The following is a 23,275-nucleotide window of genomic DNA, read 5'->3' as shown; positions in this document are numbered from 1 at the left end:
GCGAGTGGGACTGACGGATTTAACGATACGGGATTGGATGGTCATAGTCGGCGTATTGCTGATAGTGGCTGTGTTACTGGATGCGTGGCGTCGTATACGTCGCGACAGGCTCTCCAGGGTAAGGATGAAGCTGGTGGACCCTGATGAGCTGCCACCCGAGGAGCCCGATGATATCGGCAAGTTCGGTGAGTTGCCGAACGGCGGTGCACGCGTGGTCGAGAGGGGCGATATCCTGCGGGCAGCAGGGTATCCGCCCGGCCAGAAGTCTGAGGCGAGCGCCGCAGATTCAGAGCAAAAGTCATCGCGTAAAGCGGCTGCAGCAAGAGCGGCCGACGATGACGAGGAGCTGGTAACTGGCATCGCGTCGGTCTCTACTGAGAGTGATGATGCACAAAACCTTGATTGGCTGGACGGGCTTGTTGCCGATGATTCGGCAGCTGACAGCGCCAAGGCGGCGCCGCCCCCCGGTAAGTTGCCGCGCGGCGTAGAACCCGAAGTCTTTATGCTCAATGTGCTGGCACGCAGTGAGGATGGATTCCGCGGCGATGACATACTGCAGATATTGCTGGCCTGCGATCTGCGTTTTGGCGATATGAACTTTTTTCACCGGCACGAGTTTGAAGCCGGGCGCGGTGCCATTCAATTCAGTGTGGCTGACATGATGCAGCCCGGTGTGTTTGACATTGATACCATGTCGGATATGACTACACCCGGTCTGGTTTTCTTTTTGACGCTGCCCGGACCAGAGAACATGATGCAGGCCTATGATTACATGCTGGAGACGGCACAGGCAGTCGCGCGTAATCTCGGCGCCGATGTACTCGATGAGTCGCGCAGTGTACTGACCCGGCAGACAATGGAACATAGCCGCCAGCAAATTCGCGAGCTGGAGCGGCGAATGCTGGCCAATACGCGCTGATACCCACTATGCCCCCGGCAGATCCTTTGCAGGAAATCGAAGACCTGCGAGAGCAACTGGACGTTTGGAATCACCAGTACTATGTGCTGGATGACCCGAGTGTGCCCGATGTCGAATACGACCGCTGCATGGTGCGCTTGCAGCAGTTGGAACAGCAGTTTCCTGAATATCAGCGCCCGGATTCACCCACGCAGCGCGTTGGCGCAATACCGCTGCAGCAGTTCAGTCAGGTGGCACACGAAGTGCCCATGTTATCTCTCGAGAACGCCTTTAGCGAAGACGACATGTTGAATTTTAACCGGCGTTTATTGGACAGACTGGGTGAAGACGCCGCGCCGCTGGAATTTGCCTGTGAACCCAAGCTCGATGGTATTGCCGTCAGTTTATTGTATCGGGATGGCGTGCTGGAACGCGGAGCGACCCGCGGCGATGGCGCCACCGGTGAAGATATTACGCACAATGTTCGCACCATCCGCTCGATACCACTGCGCCTGCGCGGCGAGGGTGTGCCACATTTGCTTGAGGTGCGCGGCGAGATTTATATGCCAAAGGCCGGCTTTGAGCAACTCAATCAGCGCGCGCGGGAGGGCGGGGATAAAACGTTTGTGAATCCGCGCAATGCCGCCGCCGGCAGCCTGCGGCAACTCGATGCCCGCATCACGGCGCAGCGTGCACTCGAGATGTGCTGCTACAGTGTGGGTCTGGTAGAGGGCGGAGATCTGCCCGACCGTCAGGCCGCTATGCTTGACCGACTAAGCGAATGGGGCTTCAGGATTAATTCGGAATCCACAGTCGTACAGGGTATACAGGGCTGCAATGACTATTTTGATGCGCTGGCGCAGAGGCGCAACAGTCTCGCATACGATATCGATGGCATCGTCTTCAAGGTCAACGAGTTTGCCCTGCAGGAACGCTTGGGGTTCGTCTCCAGAGCACCGCGCTGGGCGATCGCCCGAAAATTCCCGGCACAGGAAGAAATGACGCGCCTGCTCGATGTAGAGTTTCAGGTCGGGCGCACCGGGGCCATCACGCCGGTGGCGAGACTGGAGCCGGTGTTTGTCGGCGGCGTCACCGTCAGTAATGCTACCTTGCACAACAGTGATGAAATCGATCGCCTGGGTATAGAGATAGGGGATACTGTTATCGTGCGTCGCGCCGGCGATGTGATTCCGCAGGTGGTGTCCGTGGTGCTTGAAAAGCGCCCGGGCGATTCGCGCAAGATACAGTTCCCAACACAGTGTCCAGTCTGTCAGTCTGCTATAGAGAGAGAGGAGGGCGAGGCTGCGTGGCGCTGCATGGGGGGGCTCGTCTGTGGCGCCCAGCAAAAAGCAGCCATCAAACACTTTGTCTCCCGGCGCGCTATGGACATTGATGGCCTCGGTGACAAGCTGGTGGAGCAGTTGGTCGAGGAAGGGTTGGTCGAGAACGTTGCCGGGTTGTACTCGCTTTCTAAAGAACAACTGCTCAACCTGGAAAGGATGGGCGACAAATCGGCAGACAAGCTGCTGGCGGCGCTGGAGGCAAGTAAAGCGACCACGCTGCCGAGGTTTATATTTGCACTGGGTATTCGCGAGGTAGGCGAGGCTACAGCTCTCAATCTGGCGCGGCATTTCGGCAGCTGGCCAGCGTTGGTATCAGCCTCTGAAGAGCAATTATTGCGTGTCGATGATGTGGGGCCGATCGTTGCGGATCACTTGCGTCAGTTTTTTGATTCTGACGCGAGTATGGCTGTGGTCAGAGCGCTGCAGGACGCAGGTGTGTATTGGCCCGATATCCAGCGTACGGCGCAGCAGGATCTGCCACTCACCCGACAGGTCTGGGTGGTTACCGGTAAGCTGGAAGCATTGAGCCGCGATGAGGCCAAAGCCCGGCTGCAGTCGTTGGGCGCCAAGGTTGCCGGCAGTGTGTCAGCCAAAACCACGGCGCTGGTAGCGGGTCCCGGCGCGGGGTCCAAACTGACCAAAGCGAACGAATTGGGTGTAGACGTTATCGATGAGGCTGCGCTGCTGGCGCTGCTGGCAACCCACGGAGTCGACGTTTGAGTCGAGTCGCGCAAGCGCTCGCCGCACTCGCGGTGTTGCTGCTTGTCAGCGCCTGCACAACCAGTCCCCCGCGCAACGTCAACAATCTCTGTGCGATCTTTGAAGAGAAAGACGATTGGTATGACGACGCGGCAGATGCCCGCGATGAATGGGGTAGTCCGATTCCGGTGATGATGGCGATCATGTATCAAGAGTCTCGCTTTCAAGCCGATGCCAAGCCGCCGAGGCGCAAACTACTGGGGTTTATTCCATGGTTTCGGCCATCGTCCGCCTACGGTTACCCGCAGGCCAAAGACACGACGTGGGAGGAGTATAAGGACGATGGTGGGAGTTTCGGTGCCGACCGGGACGATTTTGCCGACGCGATAGATTTTATCGGTTGGTACAACTATAAATCGCGTCAACGTAGCGGTATATCTCCGCAGAACACTTATGGGCTCTATCTTGCCTATCACGAGGGGCACGGTGGATTTAACCGCGCAACCTACAAACAAAAACCTTGGCTGATGGCGGTGGCGCGCAAGGTTGAGGCCAGAGCAAATACCTATCAGTCACAACTGGTCACCTGCGAGGAATCCTTAAAAAGCGGCGGCGGTTTTTTCGGCTGGTTTTAAGCGGTACCAGGCGCAAGCCAGTTCAAGATGAGACACCAGTCTCACTCTTGTAGGCTAAGTGTCGGAAAAGTAACACTATTCAGTTGTTCACCCTGATGAAAACCCCGTTGACATGTGCCACAATCGAAGGGCTTCTAATGCGCTCTGTTGCGCACCTTTTTTATAGCCATACCAATAAAGAGCAGGGCCAGTGAAACCAACTGACACCAAGAATCCTGAGTATTTTCACAAGGTAGTGGATTGCCAATATGCGTGCCCGGCGCATACTCCGGTCCCCGAATATATCCGCCTTATTGCCGCAGAGCGCTACACCGATGCCTATATGGTTAACTGGCAATCCAATGTCTTCCCGGGAATTCTGGGGCGTACCTGCGACAGACCCTGCGAGCCGGCGTGTCGCCGCGTGCGCGTAGAGGAGGAACCGGTGGCGATCTGCCGGCTCAAGCGTGTTGCTGCAGACAACAAGGCCGACATCACCGATCGACTTCCCGAGATCCCGACGACAAAAAACGGCAAGCGCGTAGCGCTCATCGGTGCGGGTCCGGCGTCCCTGACTGTCGCGCGTGGACTGGCACCCCTGGGTTATAGCATCGACATCTACGACAACCAGTTTGCCGGTGGTGGAATGATGCGCAGCCAGATACCGTCATTCCGCCTTCCCATTGAAGTACTCGATGAAGAGGTCAACTACATCCTCGATATGGGTGTGCATGCAACGTTTGATGTACAGGTTGAGAGCCTCAAAGAGATTTTGAAAAAGGACTACGATGCAGTGTTCGTAGGCACCGGCGCTCCGCGTGGTAAAGGTCTGAATCTGCCGGGGCTGGAAGATGCTATGCCCAATGTGCACCTCGGCATTGATTGGTTGGCCAGCGTGGCGTTTGAACACACCAAGTCTATCGGTAAGCGCGTGCTGGTGCTCGGCGGCGGTAACACCGCTATGGACTGTTGTCGCACCTCCCGCCGCATGGGTGGAGAGGATGTGCGGGTTGTTGTGCGCAGTCCCTTTGAAGAGATGAAGGCTTCGCCGTGGGAGAAGGAGGATGCCGCCAGCGAAGGTATCCCTATCTACAACAACCATGTACCCAAGGAATTCGTGGTTGAGGATGGAAAACTCAAGGGCATGCACTTTGAAAAGGTCGAGGCGCATTATGACGAGGACGGCAAGCGAACCCTGGTGCCAACCGGCGAGGATCTGGTGTTCATGGAAGCCGATGATGTACTGATGGCGATCGGACAGGAAAACTCATTCCCCTGGATTGAGCGTGATCTCGGCATTGATTTCGATAAATGGGAGATGCCCGTGGTGGATGAAGTGACATTCCAGTCCACCAATGAAAAGGTGTTTTTCGGTGGTGATTCCGCCTTCGGTCCGGAAAATATCATCACTGCCGTGGCCCACGGCCATCAGGCTGCGGTGAGTATCGACCTGTTCTGTCGCGGTGAGGATGTGCACAAGCGTCCGCCGCCCGCTGTCTCCATGTCCAGCCAGAAGATGGGCGTACATGAATGGAGTTACGACAACGCTGTAGCCAACGATTTACGCTACGCCGTACCGCATGCACCGCTGGCCAAAACCTTGAAAAACCGCAAAGTGGAAGTCGAGTTGGGGTTCGATATTGAGACGGGGTACAAGGAAGCGGAGCGCTGCCTCAACTGCGATGTTCAGACTGTATTCGACGAATTGCGCTGTATTGAATGTGACGCCTGCGTCGATATCTGCCCAACGGACTGCATTACGTTTACCAACAATGGTACGGAGGAGGAGCTGCGGCAACGCCTTGAAGCGCCGGCCAGTAACCTTGCCCAGGATCTGTATATATCGGCCGATTTACCTACCATGCGGGTAATGGTCAAGGATGAGAATGTCTGCTTGCACTGTGGTTTGTGTGCGGAGCGCTGTCCAACCACTGCATGGGATATGCAGAAATTTCTCTACAATGTCAGCAAGGCGGGGGCGTGATTGTGAAGCGTATTGAATCGGTCAACGACTTCGTCATTAAGTTTGCCAACGTCAATGGCACGGGCTCTGCCAGTGCCAATAATTTATTCGCCAAAGCCCTGTTCCGCATGGGGCTGCCGGTATCGCCGAAGAATATTTTCCCCTCCAATATTCAGGGCCTGCCCACCTGGTACGAAGTGCGGGTGAATGAAGATGGTTATCTGGGGCGCCGGGGCGGAATCGATATCGCATTGTCTGTGAACCCGCAAAGTATGGCGCAGGACATTCGCGAGGTGCTGCCGGGCGGGTATTTTGTCTATGATAATACCAAGCTGCTGGATTTGCGTTTGCACCGCGATGACATCACCATCATCGGTGTGCCGCTTACCCGAATCTGCAATGAGCAATACGAGGATCCCAGACAGCGGCAACTGTTCAAGAACGTGATCTACGTCGGTGCGCTTGCGGCTCTGCTGGATATGGATTTCAAGGTGCTGACAGGTCTCGTTGAGGATCAATTCAAAGGCAAAAAAAACCTGGTTCTGCCCAACATTCACGCGCTGGAATTAGGGTATCAATACGCCCGTAACAATCTGGATTGCCCGATAGGCATACGCGTACAAAAGAGTGACAAGGTAGGGGATAAGATCCTGCTAGACGGCAACACCGCGCTAGGTTTGGGTGCGCTTTACGGCGGTGCCACCGTTGCTGCGTGGTACCCGATCACGCCATCCACCTCGGTGGTTGATGCCTTTGAGAAATATGCCAAACGCGTACGGATTGATCCGGGTACCGGCCAGCGCAACTATGCCATCGTACAGGCTGAAGATGAGTTGGCAGCCATTGGTATGGCCATTGGCGCCAGTTGGAATGGTGCGCGTTCTTTTACGGCCACCTCCGGACCGGGTGTGTCGCTGATGAGCGAATTTCTCGGGCTGGCGTATTTCGCCGAGATACCCACGGTGTTGTTCAATGTGCAGCGAGCCGGGCCCTCCACCGGGATGCCTACTCGCACCCAGCAGTCCGATATACTTTCGTGCGCATATGCCTCGCACGGCGACACCAAGCAGGTCCTGTTGTTTCCTTCAACGCCCAAGGAATGTTTCGATTTCGGCGCATTGTCTTTTGACCTGGCGGAGCGCCTGCAGACACCTATCATCCTGATGACCGATCTCGATCTCGGTATGAACGACAATATGTCAGAGCCCCTGGCCTGGGATGACGACCACAAATATGACCGCGGCAAGGTGCTCACTGCTGAACAACTTGAGGACGGGGTAGAGTTTGGTCGGTACCTCGATGTCGATGGTGATGCCATTTGCTATCGCACTTATCCCGGGACTCATCCTACCAAGGGAGCCTTTTTTACCCGCGGCACCTCGCGTAACGAATACGCTGTATATACCGAGAAGGGTGAAGAGTATGAAGCGAATATGCTGCGTCTGCTGCGAAAATGGGACACGATCAATGAGTACGTTCCCGCGCCCATAAAGATCGAGTGCGGCAGAGACACTGATACTGCAGTACTGTATTTCGGTACCAGCGAGGAGGCTTCCCGCGAGGCGCTGGATCATCTGGCGGAGGACGGCATTCACCTCAATGCCATGCGCGTTCGAGCGTTTCCGTTCAATAAAGATGTACAGGCATTTATCGAGCGGCACAAAGAGGTGTTTGTGATCGAGCAGAACCGCGATGCCCAGCTGCGTACCTTGTTGATGGCGGAGTTCGAGTTCGGCCCCGACAAGCTTAAGTCAGTGCTGTGTTTCGATGGTACGCCCATCAGTGCGCGCAATATTCGCAAGCAGATAAAGAAACACCTCAACAGCGACAATGTATTGCCATTACACCGTGACACCGCGCTGCTACGTACCGGAGAACGCTCATGAGTTACCAATTGCCGAAATTCAGACACCCCGAACTGCCGGTCAATGACCTCGGTTACACCCGCGCGGATTACGAGGGTGCAATCTCAACCCTGTGCGCAGGTTGCGGCCACGACTCTATCAGTGGTGCCATTGTCCGGGCCTGCCACGAGTTGTCGATAGAGCCGCACAAGATTGCCAAACTGTCGGGAATAGGTTGCTCATCCAAGGCGCCGACCTATTTTTTGGGAAATTCCCATGGATTCAACTCGGTACATGGCCGTATGCCCTCCGTGGTGACGGGTGCGGCGTTGGCCAACCGCGATCTCCTGTACATGGGCGTGTCCGGTGATGGCGATACCGCATCGATCGGCATGGGTCAGTTTGCACACGTGGCCAGACGCAATCTTAATATGGTGTACATCGTTATGAATAACGGTTGTTACGGGCTCACCAAGGGACAGGATTCTGCGACCGCCGACAGAGGTTCTGCCAGCAAGAAGGGGGATCCAAATATCTACAGCGCAATCGATCTGTGTGGCACAGCGCTGCAGATGGGCGCCACTTTTGTAGCGCGCAGCTTTTCTGGCGACAAAGAACAGCTTGTACCGCTGATCAAAGCGGCCATTTCCCACCGGGGGTTTGCGTTGATTGATGTCGTCTCGCCCTGTGTAACATTCAACAACAACACCAAGTCGACCAAGAGCTATGAGTTTGTGCGTGAGCACGCAGAGGCGACTGGTACCATCGATTTTGTGCCAATGCACAATGAGATCACCACCGAGTACCAACCAGGTCACGCACATGAAGTCACCATGCACGATGGATCTTCGATCCGCCTGTTTAAAATGGATGAATCGCTCAATCCCTTCGACCGTCGCTCAGCGGTAAATGTGCTGGAAGAGCATCGATACTCAGGCAATATCTTGACAGGCCTTATCTATATGAATCTGGATTCACGTGATTTACACGAAGTCCTGGAGACTTCGCGGCGGCCGCTGAATTCATTGGATGAGAGCGATTTGTGTCCGGGCAACAAGATGTTACTGAATATTAACGCGAGCCTACGCTAGCGTAAACCATGCGTAACTTCGCCCCTGCTCGAGTACCGAGGGACGTTTTAGTACAGATTTGTTGCAATTTTCCCTTTGCTTGTCATGTAATTGTCATACTTGAGACTTTTAATACCCATTCTTGAGTATAACCACGGTTTGAGAGTCGATGAGCACAGATACGGTATTAATTGTTGATGACGAGTTCGCTATCAGGGACATGCTGCGGATGGCGTTGGAAATGGCCGGTTATCAATGTATCGAGGCTGAAGATATTCAGCGCGCCTACCAACTGATAGTCGATGAAAGACCGGCCATCGTGCTGCTTGACTGGATGTTGCCTGGCGGCAGCGGGCTCGAGCTGATGCGGCGCCTCAAGCGCGAAGAACTCACCCGCGAAATGCCGGTTATTATGCTGACTGCTAAAACAGCGGAAGACAACGTCATTCAGGGGCTGGATGTCGGCGCCGACGATTATATGACCAAGCCCTTTGCTCCACGCGAACTGCTTGCGCGCATCAAGGCCTTGTTACGCCGGGCCGGCGGCACTGCGCAAAGTGAAAAAATTCAGGTTGGCGAGCTGCTGTTGGATGGCGAAAGCAAGCGGGTTTTTATCGCTGACCAGCCGCTAGAAATGGGACCAACGGAATTTAATCTCTTGCAGTTCTTCATGTCTCACCCCGAACGCGCTTACACCCGCGGCCAGTTACTGGATCAGGTGTGGGGAGCAAACGTGTACGTTGAAGAGCGCACCGTGGATGTACATATCAGACGCCTGCGCAAAGCGCTGCAATCCACCTCCGGTGATTACAGTAATTTAATCCAGACAGTTCGCGGCACCGGTTACCGCTTCTCTTCGCGGGGTGTTTCTTGAAGCACTTTTCCGGTTTTAGATGAGTTGGATTACGACGGCAAGCCGGCTTGTTTTACTGATCGCCTTGTCGGCAGGGCTGGGATGGATATACGGCTATCCGCGGGAGAGCGTTATTTTCGTGCTCCTGATGTGGATTGGGGTCTGGCTGTATCAGATGCAACGCCTGCAGTTATGGCTGAAAAATTCAGACAAGCCACCACCGGACGCTTTCGGTATCTGGGACGAAATTTACGCCCGAATCTATTCTCAGCAGAGAAAAAACTCGAAGGAGAATGCCCAATTGCAGTCAACCGTTGAGTATTTACAGGATTCGTTTGCAGCGATGCGCGACGGTGTGATTATGGTCGATCAGCACGGCGCAATCCAGTGGCTGAACCGAGCTGTAGAGCCACTGTTAGGCCTGCGTTACCCCGAGGATACCGGGCAGACGTTGACCAATCTGGTACGCGCGCCCGAGTTCAATCAGTACTTTCTGGCACGTGACTACCGAAAACCTCTGCAATACCTTGCCGTTGGTGACAATCGCTCCTGTTATCTGCGTGTCGATGTTACGCATTTTGGCGAGGGTGAGCGATTGCTGTTTATTCGCGACATAAGTGCTCAGGTACGCCTGGAAAATATGCGTAGGGATTTTGTCGCAAATGTGTCACATGAATTACGTACCCCTCTAACAGTGATAAGTGGCTACCTCAGCACCATACTGGATAACTCCGAAGAGTTGCCCAAGCGCTATGTACGGCCATTACAGCAGATGGACCAACAGGCCCAGCGAATGGAGAGCCTGCTAAAGGACCTGTTGTGGCTGTCGCGTATTGAGAGCGAAAAGCGCGATGATGAACGCGAGCAAGTGGATATCAGGGCGCTGTTGCAGGAACTTAGGGATGAGCTGGCGGAGGGGTATACTGCCGGTGCAATCGAGTTGAACATAGAGGCAGAGGACAAGGTTTACGGCGATTACCGACAGATCTACAGCGCCGTTTCCAATCTGGTGATTAACGCGATCAAATACAGCACAGCGGGAAGCCCTGTAACAATTAACTGGATATCGAAAGGCAGTAATCTATTGTTACAGATATGTGACAAGGGTATCGGTATCGATTCGACCCATATCCCAAGGCTGACAGAACGCTTCTATCGTGTGGATGACAGCCGTAATTCAGAGACGGGTGGTACTGGCCTGGGGTTGGCCATTGTTAAACACGTTGCCGCCGCACACGGTGCGAATCTGACAATCGAGAGTAAATTGGGCGAAGGGAGTACATTTACCCTGGTGTTTCCGAACAACGCCTCAAATAAGCCATAAGAGGTAAAGGTCATGTTGAAGAAAGAAGATTACCAACAACATATCTCCGCGAAATTTAATTCGGAGCTGGAGTCCCTGCGCAACCATATGCTGTCTATGGGAGGTAAGGTGGAACAGCAACTTGTCACTGCACTGGATGCCGTGATGAAGATGGACAGCGGTGAGGCGGAGCTCATCGTGCGCCGCGACAGTGAGGTCAATCAGATGGAGATGGCCATCGACGACGAATGTGCCACCATCATCGCGAGGCGACAGCCCACCGCCAGTGACCTACGCTTGGTTATAGCCATTATTAAGGTCAACCGCGACCTGGAACGCATCGGGGATGAGGCTGCCAAGGTGGCCAAACAGGCTGTGCGGATGTCGGAGGATGGCAGATCACCCAGCAACTTCGTTGAAATCAAGCACATTGGAGCGATGGTTGGCGTTATGTTGCGTCAGGCGCTGGATGCGTTTGCCCGGCTGGATGTTGACCAGGCAGTTGAAGTGGTTAAAGGTGATGACAAGGTCGACAAGGAGTACGGCAGTGCCATGCGCAGCCTTATCACCTTCATGGTGGAGGACCCGCGCAATATCGGTGTAATCCTGAACGAGATGTGGGCGTTGCGCAGTCTGGAGCGCATTGGCGACCACGCCTGCAATATTGCTGAACATGTGATTTATCTTGTCCGGGGTCTGGATGTTCGCCATGGTGGGATCAGCGAGTTGAACGACGAGGGCCTGAATTGATGACAGCCATCAATTTTCGGGTTTTAGCCTGAATATCAGGCTCTGTAACAAATCCGTAACATTCTATACATAGACTGCACGGCAACTGTTGGGAAAAGCCCAATACCTCACCGAATCAATCATATGGAGTACTCACCGTGAAAAGTCACATAGCTGGAGTAGTTGCTTTAATAGGTGCTGTCGGGGTCATCGGTTCTGCTCAGGCCGCAACCCGCGATATCGTAAGCATTGTTGGTTCATCGACCGTATATCCATTTGCGACCGTGGTGGCAGAGCGCTTTGGACGCTCTACCGGTTTCAAATCGCCCAAGATTGAATCGACTGGTACTGGTGGCGGCTTGAAGCTCTTTTGCAGCGGTGTGGGTGCCGGTACGCCCGATATTACCAATGCGTCCCGACGCATCAAGCAGAGCGAATACGATGACTGTCAGGAAAATGGCGTAACCGATATCGTTGAAGTTCTCGTTGGATATGATGGCATTGCGATAGCAAATTCCAGTACCGCGCCTACTCTGGAGCTGAGCCTCACCGATGTCTATCTTGCGCTGGCCAAGGATATTCCCGGACCCGACGGGAAACTGATCCCCAATCCGAACAAGACGTGGAAGGATGTCAACTCGGCACTGCCGGCTACCCGGATTGAAGTTCTGGGCCCGCCACCAACCTCCGGAACGCGGGATGCCTTTGCCGAGTTGGCAATGGCGGGGGGCGCTGAGGGACTGCCTGATCTCAAGGCGTTGTCGGAAATGGGCGCTGATCAGGTTGATGAAATCAAAGCGATGATGGAAAAGCTCGGTATTCCGGCCGGCCTCTACGATGGGCTTGCCGCGAAGAAGGGCAAGGCGCCCAAGGGTAGCGACATCTTTGTTACGGTAGCCTACGCGATGCGGGAAGACGGTGCTTATATCGAAGCGGGTGAGAACGACAACCTGATCGTGCAGAAGCTGGAAGCAAACCCCGACGCGGTCGGAGTGTTCGGCTACAGCTTTCTCGAGGAGAATGGCGACAAAGTCCAGGGAGCAATTGTCGATGGCGTTGCCCCCGACTTCGACACTATTGCCAGTGGAGAATACGCTGTGTCACGGCCATTGTACTTCTATATTAAGGGTGCGCACGTCGGCAAAATCCCGGGTATCCAGGAGTATGCTATTGAGTTTACCTCTAACAAGGCAATGGGTGAGGACGGCTACCTGACTGACCGGGGCCTGATCCCCTTAAGTGGAGAAGAACTTCTTGAGATTCAAACGAATGTCAAAGACCTCAATTACCTTGAAATGCAGTAGCGGAACCTGACTTATGAAAGCTCGCCGCGCTGCTGTGGCGAGCCCAGGGTTCAATCATTTTTAGCGGAGATGTGCCGGAAACATTTCGCTGCAACAATGCGATCGAATACGGCAAACTAGCAATGCAGACAACTACAGTCTTCCTGATCCTGATCGCTCTCTGTGCTATCAGTTTTTATACGGGGCGCAAACGATCACAAATTGTTGCAATGCAACATGGTGGTCTTGACTCGCTACACTCTCTTCCCAACCATTACGGCTATATGGCTGCAGTATGGGCGGCGCTTCCGGCGTTGTTTGTATTGCTGCTATGGATGGGGTTTGAGTCCAGCGTTCTGCATGCTTTGGTAGTGGGGCAAATGCCCCAGCACATCCAGCAATTGCCGCCTGATGAACTGGGCCTTTACTACAACCAGGTACAGGGGTTCGCTCGAGGGTCGATTGATTCCTCACAGTTGGATGAAACCCAGATTAGGGCTGCTCAATACTACATCGACAAGATAAACCTGTTCAGCCAGATGAAAGCGGCGCTGGTATTTGTCGTCGCTGTTATTGGCGCGCTGCTGGCGTTACGTCGGGTGACGCCTCTATTTCGAGCGCGCAATCATGTCGAGAAGATCTTTGAGTGGGTGCTATTCAGCAGCTCATTCGTCGCTGTTCTGACCACTCTCGGCATCGTGCTGTCGGTGATGTTTGAGGCAATTCGTTTTTTCCAGATAATCCCAGTGCAGGACTTTCTGTTCGGCCTCCAGTGGAGTCCGCAGATGGCGATACGCGCTAACCAGGTGGCCGCTTCTGGGTCTTTCGGCTTTGTTCCCCTGTTGGTAGGTACGCTGCTGATCTCCGCCGTGGCTTTGTTGATAGCGGTGCCTATCGGCCTGATGTCTGCTATTTACCTATCTGAATACGCTTCACGGAAGTTTCGCGCGGTCACCAAGCCGGTACTGGAGATTCTTGCTGGCGTGCCGACAGTGGTCTACGGTTTTTTCGCTGCGCTCACTGTCGCGCCATTCATTCGGGAACTCGGTGAATCCGTCGGCCTGAACGTCGCCTCCGAGAGTGCTCTGGCCGCGGGCCTGGTAATGGGCATTATGATTATCCCATTTGTAATGTCGCTGTCAGACGACATTATCAACGCCGTTCCGGTCAGTTTACGCGAGGCTTCACTGGGCATGGGCGCCACCATGAATGAAACTATTCGCAAGGTTATCCTGCCCGCCGCATTGCCCGGGATCGTAGGCGGCATATTATTGGCCGCGTCGCGCGCAATCGGGGAGACCATGATTGTCGTGATGGCTGCCGGGTTGTCAGCCAAACTTACGATCAACCCGCTGGAAGCGGTAACCACAATTACCGTACAAATTGTGACACTTCTGGTCGGCGATCAGGAGTTTGACAACCCCAAGACACTGGCTGCTTTCGCACTGGGGCTGGTGTTGTTTTTCGTGACCCTATTACTGAACTTCATCGCATTGCATGTGGTGAGAAAATACCGTGAGCAGTATGACTGAATCCAATCGTTCCAATACAACTGCCGTCATCGCCGCTTCGCTGAAGAAGCGGTATGCACGGGAGCGGAGATTTCAGTGGTATGGACGGCTTGCAGTCCTCACCGGCTTTATCTTTCTGTTCATCTTGCTAGCGGATATCGTGGTTAAAGGCTCTCCAGCATTTAGCCAACATTTCATCAAGCTCAACATCGATTTTTCCAGTGAAGTTCTGGGGATCGATGAGAACGCCACAGCCGATGAAATATCGTCCGCAGACTTTTTGGCTGTGGTCAAGAATAGTCTGCGTACGATGTTTCCTGATGTCAGCGGGCGTAAAGAGAAGAAAGCGCTGTACGGTTTGATCAGCATACGGGCGGAATACACGCTGCGCGATATGGTGCTGGAAAACCCGGCACTGATAGGCACGACGAAAGAAGTATGGTTGCTCGCCCATTCAGAAGCAGGCAGTTACCTGAAAGGGCAGGTCGACTCCAGCACTGCGGAATCCGATCGCAAGGTAAAGGATATCCAGATTGCCTGGTTGGATACACTGGCAGTGGAGGGTAGAACCGAGTCACGTTTCAATTCAACGTTTTTCCTCTCCGGTGATTCACGGGAGCCGGAACTGGCGGGTATCAAAGCGGCCTTGTACGGCTCTCTGTTCACCTTGCTGGTGACCTTCTGCCTCGCTTTTCCCATTGGTGTATTGTCTGCGATTTATCTCGAAGAATTTGCGCCGCGCAACCGCCTGACAGACCTTATTGAGATTAACATCAATAACCTTGCGGCCGTGCCCTCAATCGTCTTTGGCTTGCTTGGTCTCGCCGTTTTTATCAATTTCTTCGAGCTCCCCAGGTCAGCGCCGCTGGTGGGGGGGATTGTGTTGGCACTGATGACGCTGCCGACAATTATTATTACTTCACGTGCAGCGATACAGGCTGTGCCGCCCTCCATTCAGGAAGCGGCGATGGGTGTGGGAGCTTCCAAGCTGCAGACGGTATTCCACCACGTGCTGCCTGTTGCAATGCCCGGAGTGTTAACAGGGTCCATCATTGGTATGGCGCAGGCCCTGGGTGAGACTGCTCCACTGCTGATGATCGGTATGGTTGCTTTTATCATGGATGTTCCCGGTGGCGTAACAGACCCATCTACGGTTCTACCAGTACAGATCTATCTTTGGGCTGACAGCCCTGAGCGTGGATTTACGGAGAAAACATCGGCAGCGATTATGGTGCTGATGGGTTTCCTGATTTTGATGAATGGCTTGGCGGTGTACCTACGCAAGCGGTTTGAATTGAAGTAAGCTGAGAGGCACCGGGCACGAGAGGGCCCTGCACCATGAGCGCAAGCGCCACAGTAACTGACATCAAGACACAAAATATTGAGGGAAAGGTGCCCATGGACAAACGCTCGGCACTCGATATAGAAAGCCAGTCCACTTCAGATTCGTATGAGACCATCGGTACGCCGAGGGTCGCCAATGCGAAAATGTCTGCGCGCAATGTGAATGTGTTCTATGGCGAAAAACAGGCCATACTCGATGTATCGCTGGATATTGGGCGCAACGAAGTACTCGCGATGATTGGACCTTCCGGCTGCGGTAAATCGACGTTCTTGCGCACGCTTAACCGCATGAATGACATTATCCCTATCTGTCAGGTGCATGGCGATATCACGCTGGATGGTGAGGATATCTACAAGAGTGATCAGGATACTGTAATGCTGCGCGCGCGGGTGGGCATGGTCTTCCAGAAGCCGAACCCCTTCCCGAAATCAATTTACGAGAATGTCGCCTACGGCCCGCGAATCCACGGGCTCGCACACTCCAAGGCTGAGATGGATGAGATCGTCGAACAAAGCCTGCGCCGAGCCAGTTTGTTTGATGAAGTGAAAGATCAGCTGGATAAGCCAGGTACTGGCCTGTCCGGCGGTCAGCAACAGCGTCTTTGTATTGCGCGCGCTATAGCGGTGAGCCCAGAGGTCATCCTGATGGATGAGCCTTGTTCGGCACTTGACCCCATTGCCACAGCCCGGATAGAGGAATTGATCGACGACCTGAAAGAAAAATATACGATTGCTATTGTGACGCACTCGATGCAGCAGGCTGCTCGGGTTTCCCAGCGCACTGCGTATTTTCATTTGGGAAAATTGATCGAAGTGGGTGAAACTAAGGAAATATTTACCTTTCCCAAGCACCAGTTAACCGAAAACTACATTACTGGGCGGTTTGGTTGAACTGAGAGCCTTACCGGACCGCATCAATTTTTTTTCGTCGAATCCTCCTTTTCGGCGTTTTCCACTTTGTTCGCAATCAGTTTCGTTACCCAGTTTGACAGGGAGCGACCATCCGCCTCAGCGAGTTTTTTCGCCTTTTTCTTTAGTTCTGGCTCGATCCTGATATTCAGTAATTTGGTTTTGGACATGTAAAACGACGGACTCTGTGACAAAAACGTGAGTTTATCACATGTATACACATTGTGATTTTTATTTCAATTGTGTATTTTATGTATATACAAATGTATAGAGGTCAAAATGAACTTACGTGCAGCACAAAAAGAATTGCGAGGCAGATCCCCGGCTGTGACAGTGCCACTGCTCGCGCTTGAGGTTCTTGTGGTTGTTTCCGCCGGTTGGTTGCTGGTGGGGATTTTTGCCTGATTGGTTTTGTTTGTCTCCCTTTTCCCCTGCACCATCGTGTAATATTGCGCGCCTTTTTTGTCATAAATCGCAGTGTGCGCGCTCATTTTTCGCGACAGCGTCATATAAACGTCAATAAAACGACATAAAAACTTCTTCTAATCCGCCCTGTAAGCCACGGACGTAACATAACTGTCATGTTTCTCCTTTACTCTCGCATTGCAGTGTACGGGTGCAATGTATTCAATGAGTTGTTGTTGACAAAGAATTGGCGTGGAGTCAGATATGAAGCAACTGGCAGCGGTAGCAGTGATCAGTACAGCGCTGGGCGTTTCCGGGGCTAATGCCCAGGTACCGACAGCAGAATGGGAAGCATTCAAGGCGCAGTTTGCAGAGATGAGCGAGCGTGTTAAAGCGCTGGAAATTGAAAATCAGCAGTTGCGTGAAGCCAGCAAGCGCACCATCAAGGTGGAAGACCTCGCCGCGACCAATAAAGAAGTCGATACGCTGAAACAGCAGGCTTCTGATTCTTCATGGACGGACCGGGTTGCATGGAAGGGCGATTACCGCTTCCGCTATGAAGATATCGACGAAGAGGGTAGGGATGGCCGCGATCGCTACCGAATACGCGCGCGTCCGGCGTTGGTCGCCAAAGTCAGTGATACTGTCCAGGTGGGCTTCGGCCTCGCCACAGGTAGCGATGACCCTGTGTCGAGTAACCAGACGTTGGGCGGTGGAAGCAATTCGAAGGACATCAATCTGGATCTGGCCTACGCAACATGGACCGGGCTTGAAGGTACTACAATTACGGCCGGTAAATACGCTAACCCATATTACACCGTGCAAAAAAGCCAGCTGTTGTTCGACAGTGACTTTCGCCCCGAAGGTGTAGCGGTGAATTGGGCGAACGACATGTTCTTCGCTCACACATCGTTTAATTTTATTGAGAGCGACAGCAATGCGAGTAATTCGGACAATTACGGGGTTTGGGCGGCACAGGTGGGTACCATTCTCGCACCGTTTGAAAGTACAAAGCTGACTCTATCTGTAGGGTATATCGATATTCCCACGGAAGGCGAGGAGGCGATCTACGAGGGTGATTTTTATGGCAACACTTTTGTCGTAGTGGATGGTGTCGAGCTTTATGAGTATGACTATAAGTTGATAACAGCGTCGGTAGATTTCGGTCTCACAGTATTTGACCTGCCGCTAAATATCTACGCTGATTATGTCGAGAACCGCGAAGTCAACGATCTCGACTCGGGCTATCTTGCCGGTATTAAGCTAGGCAGTGCCAAGAAGAAAGGCGAATGGCAAGTGAGTTACGCATATGAAAAGCTTGATGCCAACGCCACCCTTGGAGTCGTCACTAATTCCGACTTTGCCGGTGGTGGCACGGACGGGAAAGGCAGTATCTTCTCTGCCAAGTATGCCATCGACGACAGGTGGTACGTGGGTACTACCTACTTCTTCGACAGCAAAAGAGGTTTTGAACTGGGCGACGATGCCGACTACAAACGCTTTCAGCTCGATACAGGCTTTAAGTATTAGTCTGGGCGAGGGTAAGTGTGTGAGAGTGTGAAGTTGCTGCGATTACCGCCCAGAGTGTCCGCGTGTGAAAAAGAAGCACTTCTGGTGGATGTGACACTTGCTTCAATCGAACGCTTCGGTACAATGGCGCGGCTTTTCAGAGGAACATAGAGCGTTTTGCTGTCCCCTTCGTCTAGTGGTCCAGGACACTGCCCTTTCACGGCGGTAACAGGGGTTCGAACCCCCTAGGGGACGCCATTATTATTAAAGCCCGGTTCCGTTCCGGGCTTTTGCTTTTGGGTACCGATGGGTCCGGTGCAATGGCAGGGAAACACATGAGTCGTTATTGGAGTGATGTGGTCAGTACGCTGACACCCTACGTGCCGGGAGAGCAGCCCAAGGCCGGGAAACTGGTCAAACTCAATACCAACGAAAGCCCCTATCCCCCCTCGCCACGGGTGTTGCAGGCTATCAGTTCGGTTAGTGCGGATGCGCTTCGTTTATACCCTGACCCTGAATCTGTTGAACTTGGGCAGGCCATCGCCGTCCGTAATGGTATACAGCCGGAGCAGGTATTCGTCGGTAATGGCTCCGACGAAGTGATTGCGCTGGTCTTTATGGCACTGTTAAAACACAGCCAGCCTTTATACTTCCCCGACATCAGTTACAGCTTCTATCCAGTGTGGGCAGAGTTGTTCGGCATTGACTATGTTCGGGCGCCGGTCGCAGATAACTTCAATATCTCGGCGGAGGCCTACCCGGCCGAAAACGGCGGGATCATTATTCCCAACCCAAATGCCCCCACCGGGATATTGATGAGCCTTGATGCTATTCGCGCACTCCTGGAAAAAAGTGCTGGCTCAGTTGTAGTGATAGACGAGGCCTACATTGATTTTGGCGGCGAGTCTGCCGTGTCACTGATCGACGAGTTTGACAACCTGCTGGTAGTACAGACGCTGTCGAAATCCCGTGCTCTAGCCGGCATGAGGGTGGGCTTTGCGATGGGGAATCAAGTGCTCATTGAAGCCCTGGGGCGGGTAAAGAATTCGTTTAATTCCTACCCGCTGGATATCGTTTCCCAGCGTGCAGCCCTGGCTTCGATACAGGACGAGGAGTATTTCCTGGAAAACTGTCAGCGCGTGATCGACTCACGGCAGGCTCTGTGTGGCGAACTGGCTAAGCTCGGGTTTACTGTGTTGCCTTCGGGTGCCAATTTTGTGTTTGCAACACACGCCGAGTATCCCGCCAGCGATTTGTTTGCTCAATTGCGCGCGCAGGGCATTGTAGTGAGATATTTTGATAAGCCACGAATCGATAACTACTTACGTATCAGCATCGGTACAGAAGAAGACAACACAGCGCTGCTCAGTGCGCTTCAGGAATTACTCGGCTGACAGGCCCGCCTGCCCTATGAACTGGCAGAAGTTGTTGTTATCTGGGTAATGCCCGCTTACAGCTTCTTCAGCAATACACTGCCTATGCTGTAGCCGGCCCCGAACGAACACAGTACGCCAATGTCTCCAGGCACCAGGTCCGCGCGATGCTTGTGGAAGGCAATGACGGAACCCGCCGAACTGGTATTGGCATATTCGTCCAGGATTGTGGGCGCTTCTTCGGTGGTCGCCTCCCTGCCTAGTACACGTCGCGATATTAGCTGGTTCATGCTGAGGTTTGCCTGGTGTAGCCAGAGGCGTTTTATCTGCGATGGTGAGATTCCGTTGTTATCCAGTTGCGTTGAAATCTGCGTTGCCACGGCGGGGCAGACTTCCTTGAATACTTTTCTGCCTTCCTGCACAAACAGCTTGTCCGGTGTGCCCACGCAGTTTTCATCCGCCCTATTGAGAAAGCCGAAATTGTTGCGAATATTGTTGGAGTAAATAGTCTGCAGTTTGCTGTCCATGATGGCAAACTTTTCACTGCTGGTTGCAGTCTCGGCTCTTTCGATGATCACCGCGGTACACACGTCACCAAAAATAAAATGGGAATCGCGATCCCGAAAGTTTAGGTGCCCGCTACAGATCTCCGGGTTGAGCATCAATACACAGCGGGCGCTGTCATTGCGTACTGCGTCGCGGGCCTGCTGAATGCCGAAGGTCGCAGAGGAGCAGGCCACATTCATATCAAAGCCGTAACCCTTGACACCCAGGGCATTCTGAATCTCAACAGCCATAGCGGGGTAGGCGCGCTGCATGTTAGATGCGGCGACGATGACACAATCGATATCTGCGGCCGACTTTCCGGCCTGTTCCATCGCTTCGCGCGCTGCGGCCACGCCCATTTCACACTGAACAGACTGTTCTTCATTTGGCCTGTCGGGAATATTAGGTGTCATGCGGTGCGGATCCACAATGCCGTCCTTGTTCATGACGTAGCGTGATTTTATGCCAGAGGCCTTTTCGACAAATTCTGCAGAAGACGGTTGCAGGGGCGCGATTTCACCCGCCGCAATTTCGTTGGCATGTTCGCTATTGAAGATTTCAACATAGGCATTGAAGGAATCTACCAGCTCTGCATTGCTGATGGATTCTGACGGGGTGTACAGGCCAGTTCCACTGATAACGATATCGGGCATGGTAGAAGTTCCCAGAAATTAAAAAGTGCAGCGCCCTGTCGCTAAGCGATTCCGGGAGCTGCAGGATTTTTTATACCATCAAGCGTGGTTTAACGCTTGTCCAGCGGGACGAAATCTCGCTGTGTGTAACCTGTATACAGCTGTCTCGGGCGCCCAATGCGATAGCTGCCACTGATCATCTCGTTCCAGTGGGCGATCCAGCCAACCGTGCGGCCCACCGCAAAAATGACGGTAAACATACTGGTCGGAATGCCCATGGCTTTGAGAATAATGCCGGAGTAGAAGTCGACATTTGGGTAGAGCTTTTTCTCGATGAAGTACTCATCAGAGAGTGCGATTTCTTCCAGCCGCTTGGCGATCTCAAGCAGGGGATCATCGATACCGAGCTCTGCCAGCACTTCATCGGCTGCTTCTTTCATTACCTTGGCGCGAGGATCGAAGTTCTTGTAGACCCTGTGGCCAAAACCCATGAGCCGGAACGGGTCGTTTTTGTCTTTGGCGCGAGCGACAAACTCGTCGATTCTGGATACATCACCAATTTCCTGCAGCATCTCCAATACCGCCTCGTTGGCGCCACCGTGTGATGGCCCCCACAGTGCGGCGATGCCCGCAGCGATACAGGCGAACGGGTTGGCGCCGGAAGAGCCAGCCAAACGCACAGTCGACGTGGACGCATTCTGCTCGTGATCGGCGTGGAGCAGGAAGATGCGATCCATTGCCGTTGCCAGCACCGGACTGATATTACTGGGTTCACAGGGGTTGCCGAACATCATGTGTAGGAAGTTCTCTGCGTAGTTCAGGCTGTTGTCAGGGTACATGAACGGTTGCCCGGTGGAGAACTTGTAACTCATGGCTGCGATAGTGGGCATTTTTGCGATAAGCCGGAACGCGGCAATCTGCCGGTGGTGTTCGTCGGATATCTCCAGTGAATCGTGGTAGAAAGCGGAGAGGGCGCCTACCACGCCACACATGATCGCCATCGGGTGTGCGTCGCGTCGGAAACCGTTGAAAAAGGTACGGATCTGTTCATGCACCATGGTGTGTCTGTGTACGGTACCGACAAACTGGGCTTTCTGCTCTTTGGTGGGGAGTTCGCCATAGAGCAGCAGATAGCAGGTTTCGAGGTAGTCAGACTGTTCGGCCAATTGCTCGATGGGGTAGCCTCGGTGCAGGAGGATGCCCTTGCCGCCGTCTATAAAGGTAATCTGTGATTCGCATGCCGCAGTAGAGACAAAGCCGGGATCAAAAGTGAACATCCCCTTGCCGGTGAGGCCTCCGACATCCAGCACATCTGGCCCCAGGGTGCCAGAGTAAATCGGCAGATCAATTGATTCTTCGATGCCATCAATCTTGAGAGTGGCTTTTTTGTCGCTCATAAAAGGTCCTGGGAAGTATTCGATCGAAAGGGAGTTACTATAAAGTTTCGTGGGTTTTTGTCAATTGGAGTGCCCCTCAAACCCATGAATAACCCGCTATGCAGGGATTTGTGACAAACTGATTCAACACAGCCTAACGTCTTTGCCTGGGAAGAAGTCATTGCAGCGCACATGGTAACGTGGATTGTATTTAATGTCGCAAATGCCTATAATCTTGCGCGTTTTGCAAGTATGCCAAAGCAGTGGCCGATGCAGTTTTCGGCGACGCGACATTCCGATTAATTGCCCTCCGGGCGTCATACAGACGGTACTCTATTGTGAAAGATAAGCGCCCCGTTAACCTGGACATAGGGTCCATGCGGCTTCCCATCACCGCATGGGCGTCCATTACTCACCGCGCCTCCGGCGTGTTCATTTTTGCCGGTATGGCCGTATTGTTGTGGGCCCTTGATGCCAGCCTGGCCAGCCCGGAAAGCTTCGCGTCATTGCAGGAGTCTTTGGGCAATCCGCTGTTGAAGCTGGTGATATGGGCGATAATGGCCGGCCTCATATACCACGCATTGGCCGGTATAAAGCATTTGATTATGGATATGGGGATTGGCGAAACCATGGAGGGCGGCATTCGCGGTGTGCGCATCGTGGTTTCTCTTTCCGTGGTACTTATTTTGGCAGCGGGGATTTGGCTATGGTAACGGCAGTAACCAGCATGGGCCGTTCGGGGCTCTACGATTGGCTGATGCAGCGGGTAACGGCTGTGATTCTGTTGGCTTATTTTCTCTATGTAGGTTTGGTGGTTGTCAGCGGTGTTGACTATGCCGCATGGAGCGATCTGTTCTCCCAGACCTGGATGCGCGTTTTCAGTTTGCTTGCGCTCATCTCTCTGGGTGTTCACGCCTGGGTAGGGCTGTGGGCCGTATTCACTGATTATTTCACCGAGCGCATGATGGGCAGTGCCGGCAATGTTATTCGCCTGGTCGCACAGTTCGTCAGCGGCCTCGTCATGTTCACGTATCTAGTCTGGGGCATCCAGATTCTGTGGGGTTTGTAACA

The 23,275-nt window shown here is 53.4% G+C and carries 20 protein-coding genes and 1 tRNA gene; 18 read left to right on the top strand and 3 right to left on the bottom strand.

Annotated features, from left to right (window positions below; genetic code table 11):
• Positions 1-4 precede the first annotated feature (4 nt).
• From zipA to pstB, 13 genes are all read left to right on the top strand, one after another.
• The gene (gene zipA / locus AC0L6S_RS06015) at positions 5-919 is read left to right on the top strand and encodes a cell division protein ZipA (protein ID WP_473427518.1); all 915 of its coding nucleotides are present in this window, start codon (positions 5-7) and stop codon (positions 917-919) included.
• 8 nt (positions 920-927) lie between these two features.
• Complete coding sequence (gene ligA, locus AC0L6S_RS06010) at positions 928-2,961, top strand: NAD-dependent DNA ligase LigA (RefSeq protein WP_473427517.1); 2,034 nt, start codon at positions 928-930, stop codon at positions 2,959-2,961.
• Entirely contained in the window at positions 2,958-3,575 is a 618-nt protein-coding gene (locus tag AC0L6S_RS06005; RefSeq protein WP_473427516.1) for a transglycosylase SLT domain-containing protein, read from the top strand. Before ligA ends, AC0L6S_RS06005 begins: the two co-directional genes overlap by 4 nt.
• 190 nt (positions 3,576-3,765) lie before the next feature.
• Positions 3,766-5,538, top strand: a complete 1,773-nt coding sequence (locus AC0L6S_RS06000) for an FAD-dependent oxidoreductase (RefSeq protein WP_473427515.1) — start codon at positions 3,766-3,768, stop codon at positions 5,536-5,538.
• A gap of 2 nt (positions 5,539-5,540) precedes the next feature.
• Positions 5,541-7,403: a 2-oxoacid:acceptor oxidoreductase subunit alpha gene (locus AC0L6S_RS05995; protein WP_473427514.1), complete on the top strand. Its 1,863-nt coding sequence runs from the start codon at positions 5,541-5,543 to the stop codon at positions 7,401-7,403.
• Positions 7,400-8,452 carry a 2-oxoacid:ferredoxin oxidoreductase subunit beta gene (locus tag AC0L6S_RS05990; RefSeq protein ID WP_473427513.1) on the top strand — a complete coding sequence of 351 codons (1,053 nt, stop codon included), beginning with the start codon at positions 7,400-7,402 and terminating at the stop codon, positions 8,450-8,452. Before AC0L6S_RS05995 ends, AC0L6S_RS05990 begins: the two co-directional genes overlap by 4 nt.
• 148 nt (positions 8,453-8,600) lie before the next feature.
• Positions 8,601-9,305 (top strand): phosphate regulon transcriptional regulator PhoB, encoded by a 705-nt coding sequence (gene phoB / locus AC0L6S_RS05985; protein ID WP_473427512.1) that lies wholly within the window; start codon positions 8,601-8,603, stop codon positions 9,303-9,305.
• 19 nt (positions 9,306-9,324) lie between these two features.
• Complete coding sequence (gene phoR, locus AC0L6S_RS05980; protein ID WP_473427511.1) at positions 9,325-10,608, top strand: phosphate regulon sensor histidine kinase PhoR; 1,284 nt, start codon at positions 9,325-9,327, stop codon at positions 10,606-10,608.
• Positions 10,609-10,620: 12 nt separating this feature from the next.
• Entirely contained in the window at positions 10,621-11,337 is a 717-nt protein-coding gene (gene phoU, locus AC0L6S_RS05975) for a phosphate signaling complex protein PhoU (RefSeq protein ID WP_473427510.1), read from the top strand.
• A 137-nt stretch (positions 11,338-11,474) separates the two neighbouring features.
• On the top strand, positions 11,475-12,620 hold the full coding sequence (locus AC0L6S_RS05970; RefSeq protein WP_473427509.1) for a substrate-binding domain-containing protein: 1,146 nt from the start codon (positions 11,475-11,477) through the stop codon (positions 12,618-12,620).
• Positions 12,621-12,742: 122 nt separating this feature from the next.
• Positions 12,743-14,131 carry a phosphate ABC transporter permease subunit PstC gene (gene pstC / locus AC0L6S_RS05965; RefSeq protein ID WP_473427508.1) on the top strand — a complete coding sequence of 463 codons (1,389 nt, stop codon included), beginning with the start codon at positions 12,743-12,745 and terminating at the stop codon, positions 14,129-14,131.
• Positions 14,124-15,413: a phosphate ABC transporter permease PstA gene (pstA, locus tag AC0L6S_RS05960; protein WP_473427507.1), complete on the top strand. Its 1,290-nt coding sequence runs from the start codon at positions 14,124-14,126 to the stop codon at positions 15,411-15,413. The genes pstC and pstA overlap by 8 nt, the downstream gene beginning before the upstream one ends.
• Positions 15,414-15,508: 95 nt before the next feature.
• Positions 15,509-16,345 (top strand): phosphate ABC transporter ATP-binding protein PstB, encoded by an 837-nt coding sequence (pstB, locus tag AC0L6S_RS05955; protein WP_473427506.1) that lies wholly within the window; start codon positions 15,509-15,511, stop codon positions 16,343-16,345.
• Between the two features lie 23 nt (positions 16,346-16,368).
• Here the strand turns inward: pstB and AC0L6S_RS05950 are convergent, their stop codons facing one another.
• Positions 16,369-16,533 carry a YlcI/YnfO family protein gene (locus AC0L6S_RS05950; RefSeq protein WP_473427505.1) on the bottom strand — a complete coding sequence of 55 codons (165 nt, stop codon included), beginning with the start codon at positions 16,531-16,533 and terminating at the stop codon, positions 16,369-16,371.
• Between the two features lie 499 nt (positions 16,534-17,032).
• Here AC0L6S_RS05950 and AC0L6S_RS05945 point away from each other — a divergent pair, with 499 nt between their 5' ends.
• From AC0L6S_RS05945 to hisC, 3 genes are all read left to right on the top strand, one after another.
• Positions 17,033-18,298 (top strand): putative porin, encoded by a 1,266-nt coding sequence (locus AC0L6S_RS05945; RefSeq protein ID WP_473427504.1) that lies wholly within the window; start codon positions 17,033-17,035, stop codon positions 18,296-18,298.
• Positions 18,299-18,459: 161 nt separating this feature from the next.
• Positions 18,460-18,535, top strand: a tRNA-Glu gene (locus AC0L6S_RS05940).
• 77 nt (positions 18,536-18,612) lie between these two features.
• Entirely contained in the window at positions 18,613-19,671 is a 1,059-nt protein-coding gene (gene hisC / locus AC0L6S_RS05935) for a histidinol-phosphate transaminase (RefSeq protein ID WP_473427503.1), read from the top strand.
• A 56-nt stretch (positions 19,672-19,727) separates the two neighbouring features.
• On the opposite strand, the gene AC0L6S_RS05930 is transcribed toward hisC, so the two are convergent.
• Together AC0L6S_RS05930 and AC0L6S_RS05925 are read right to left on the bottom strand one after the other, a co-directional pair.
• Positions 19,728-20,849, bottom strand: a complete 1,122-nt coding sequence (locus AC0L6S_RS05930) for a beta-ketoacyl-ACP synthase III (RefSeq protein ID WP_473427502.1) — start codon at positions 20,847-20,849, stop codon at positions 19,728-19,730.
• Positions 20,850-20,938: 89 nt separating this feature from the next.
• Entirely contained in the window at positions 20,939-22,225 is a 1,287-nt protein-coding gene (locus tag AC0L6S_RS05925) for a citrate synthase (RefSeq protein ID WP_473427501.1), read from the bottom strand.
• A gap of 317 nt (positions 22,226-22,542) precedes the next feature.
• Here AC0L6S_RS05925 and sdhC point away from each other — a divergent pair, with 317 nt between their 5' ends.
• Together sdhC and sdhD are read left to right on the top strand one after the other, a co-directional pair.
• Positions 22,543-22,917, top strand: a complete 375-nt coding sequence (gene sdhC / locus AC0L6S_RS05920; RefSeq protein ID WP_473427500.1) for a succinate dehydrogenase, cytochrome b556 subunit — start codon at positions 22,543-22,545, stop codon at positions 22,915-22,917.
• Positions 22,911-23,273 (top strand): succinate dehydrogenase, hydrophobic membrane anchor protein, encoded by a 363-nt coding sequence (sdhD, locus tag AC0L6S_RS05915; protein ID WP_473427499.1) that lies wholly within the window; start codon positions 22,911-22,913, stop codon positions 23,271-23,273. The genes sdhC and sdhD overlap by 7 nt, the downstream gene beginning before the upstream one ends.
• Positions 23,274-23,275: the final 2 nt, after the last annotated feature.

It is taken from the genome of Halioglobus sp. D3-4 (assembly GCF_055809315.1).
Note: the sequence above shows the minus strand (reverse complement) of the source record. Positions and strands in the feature narration are given on the sequence as shown.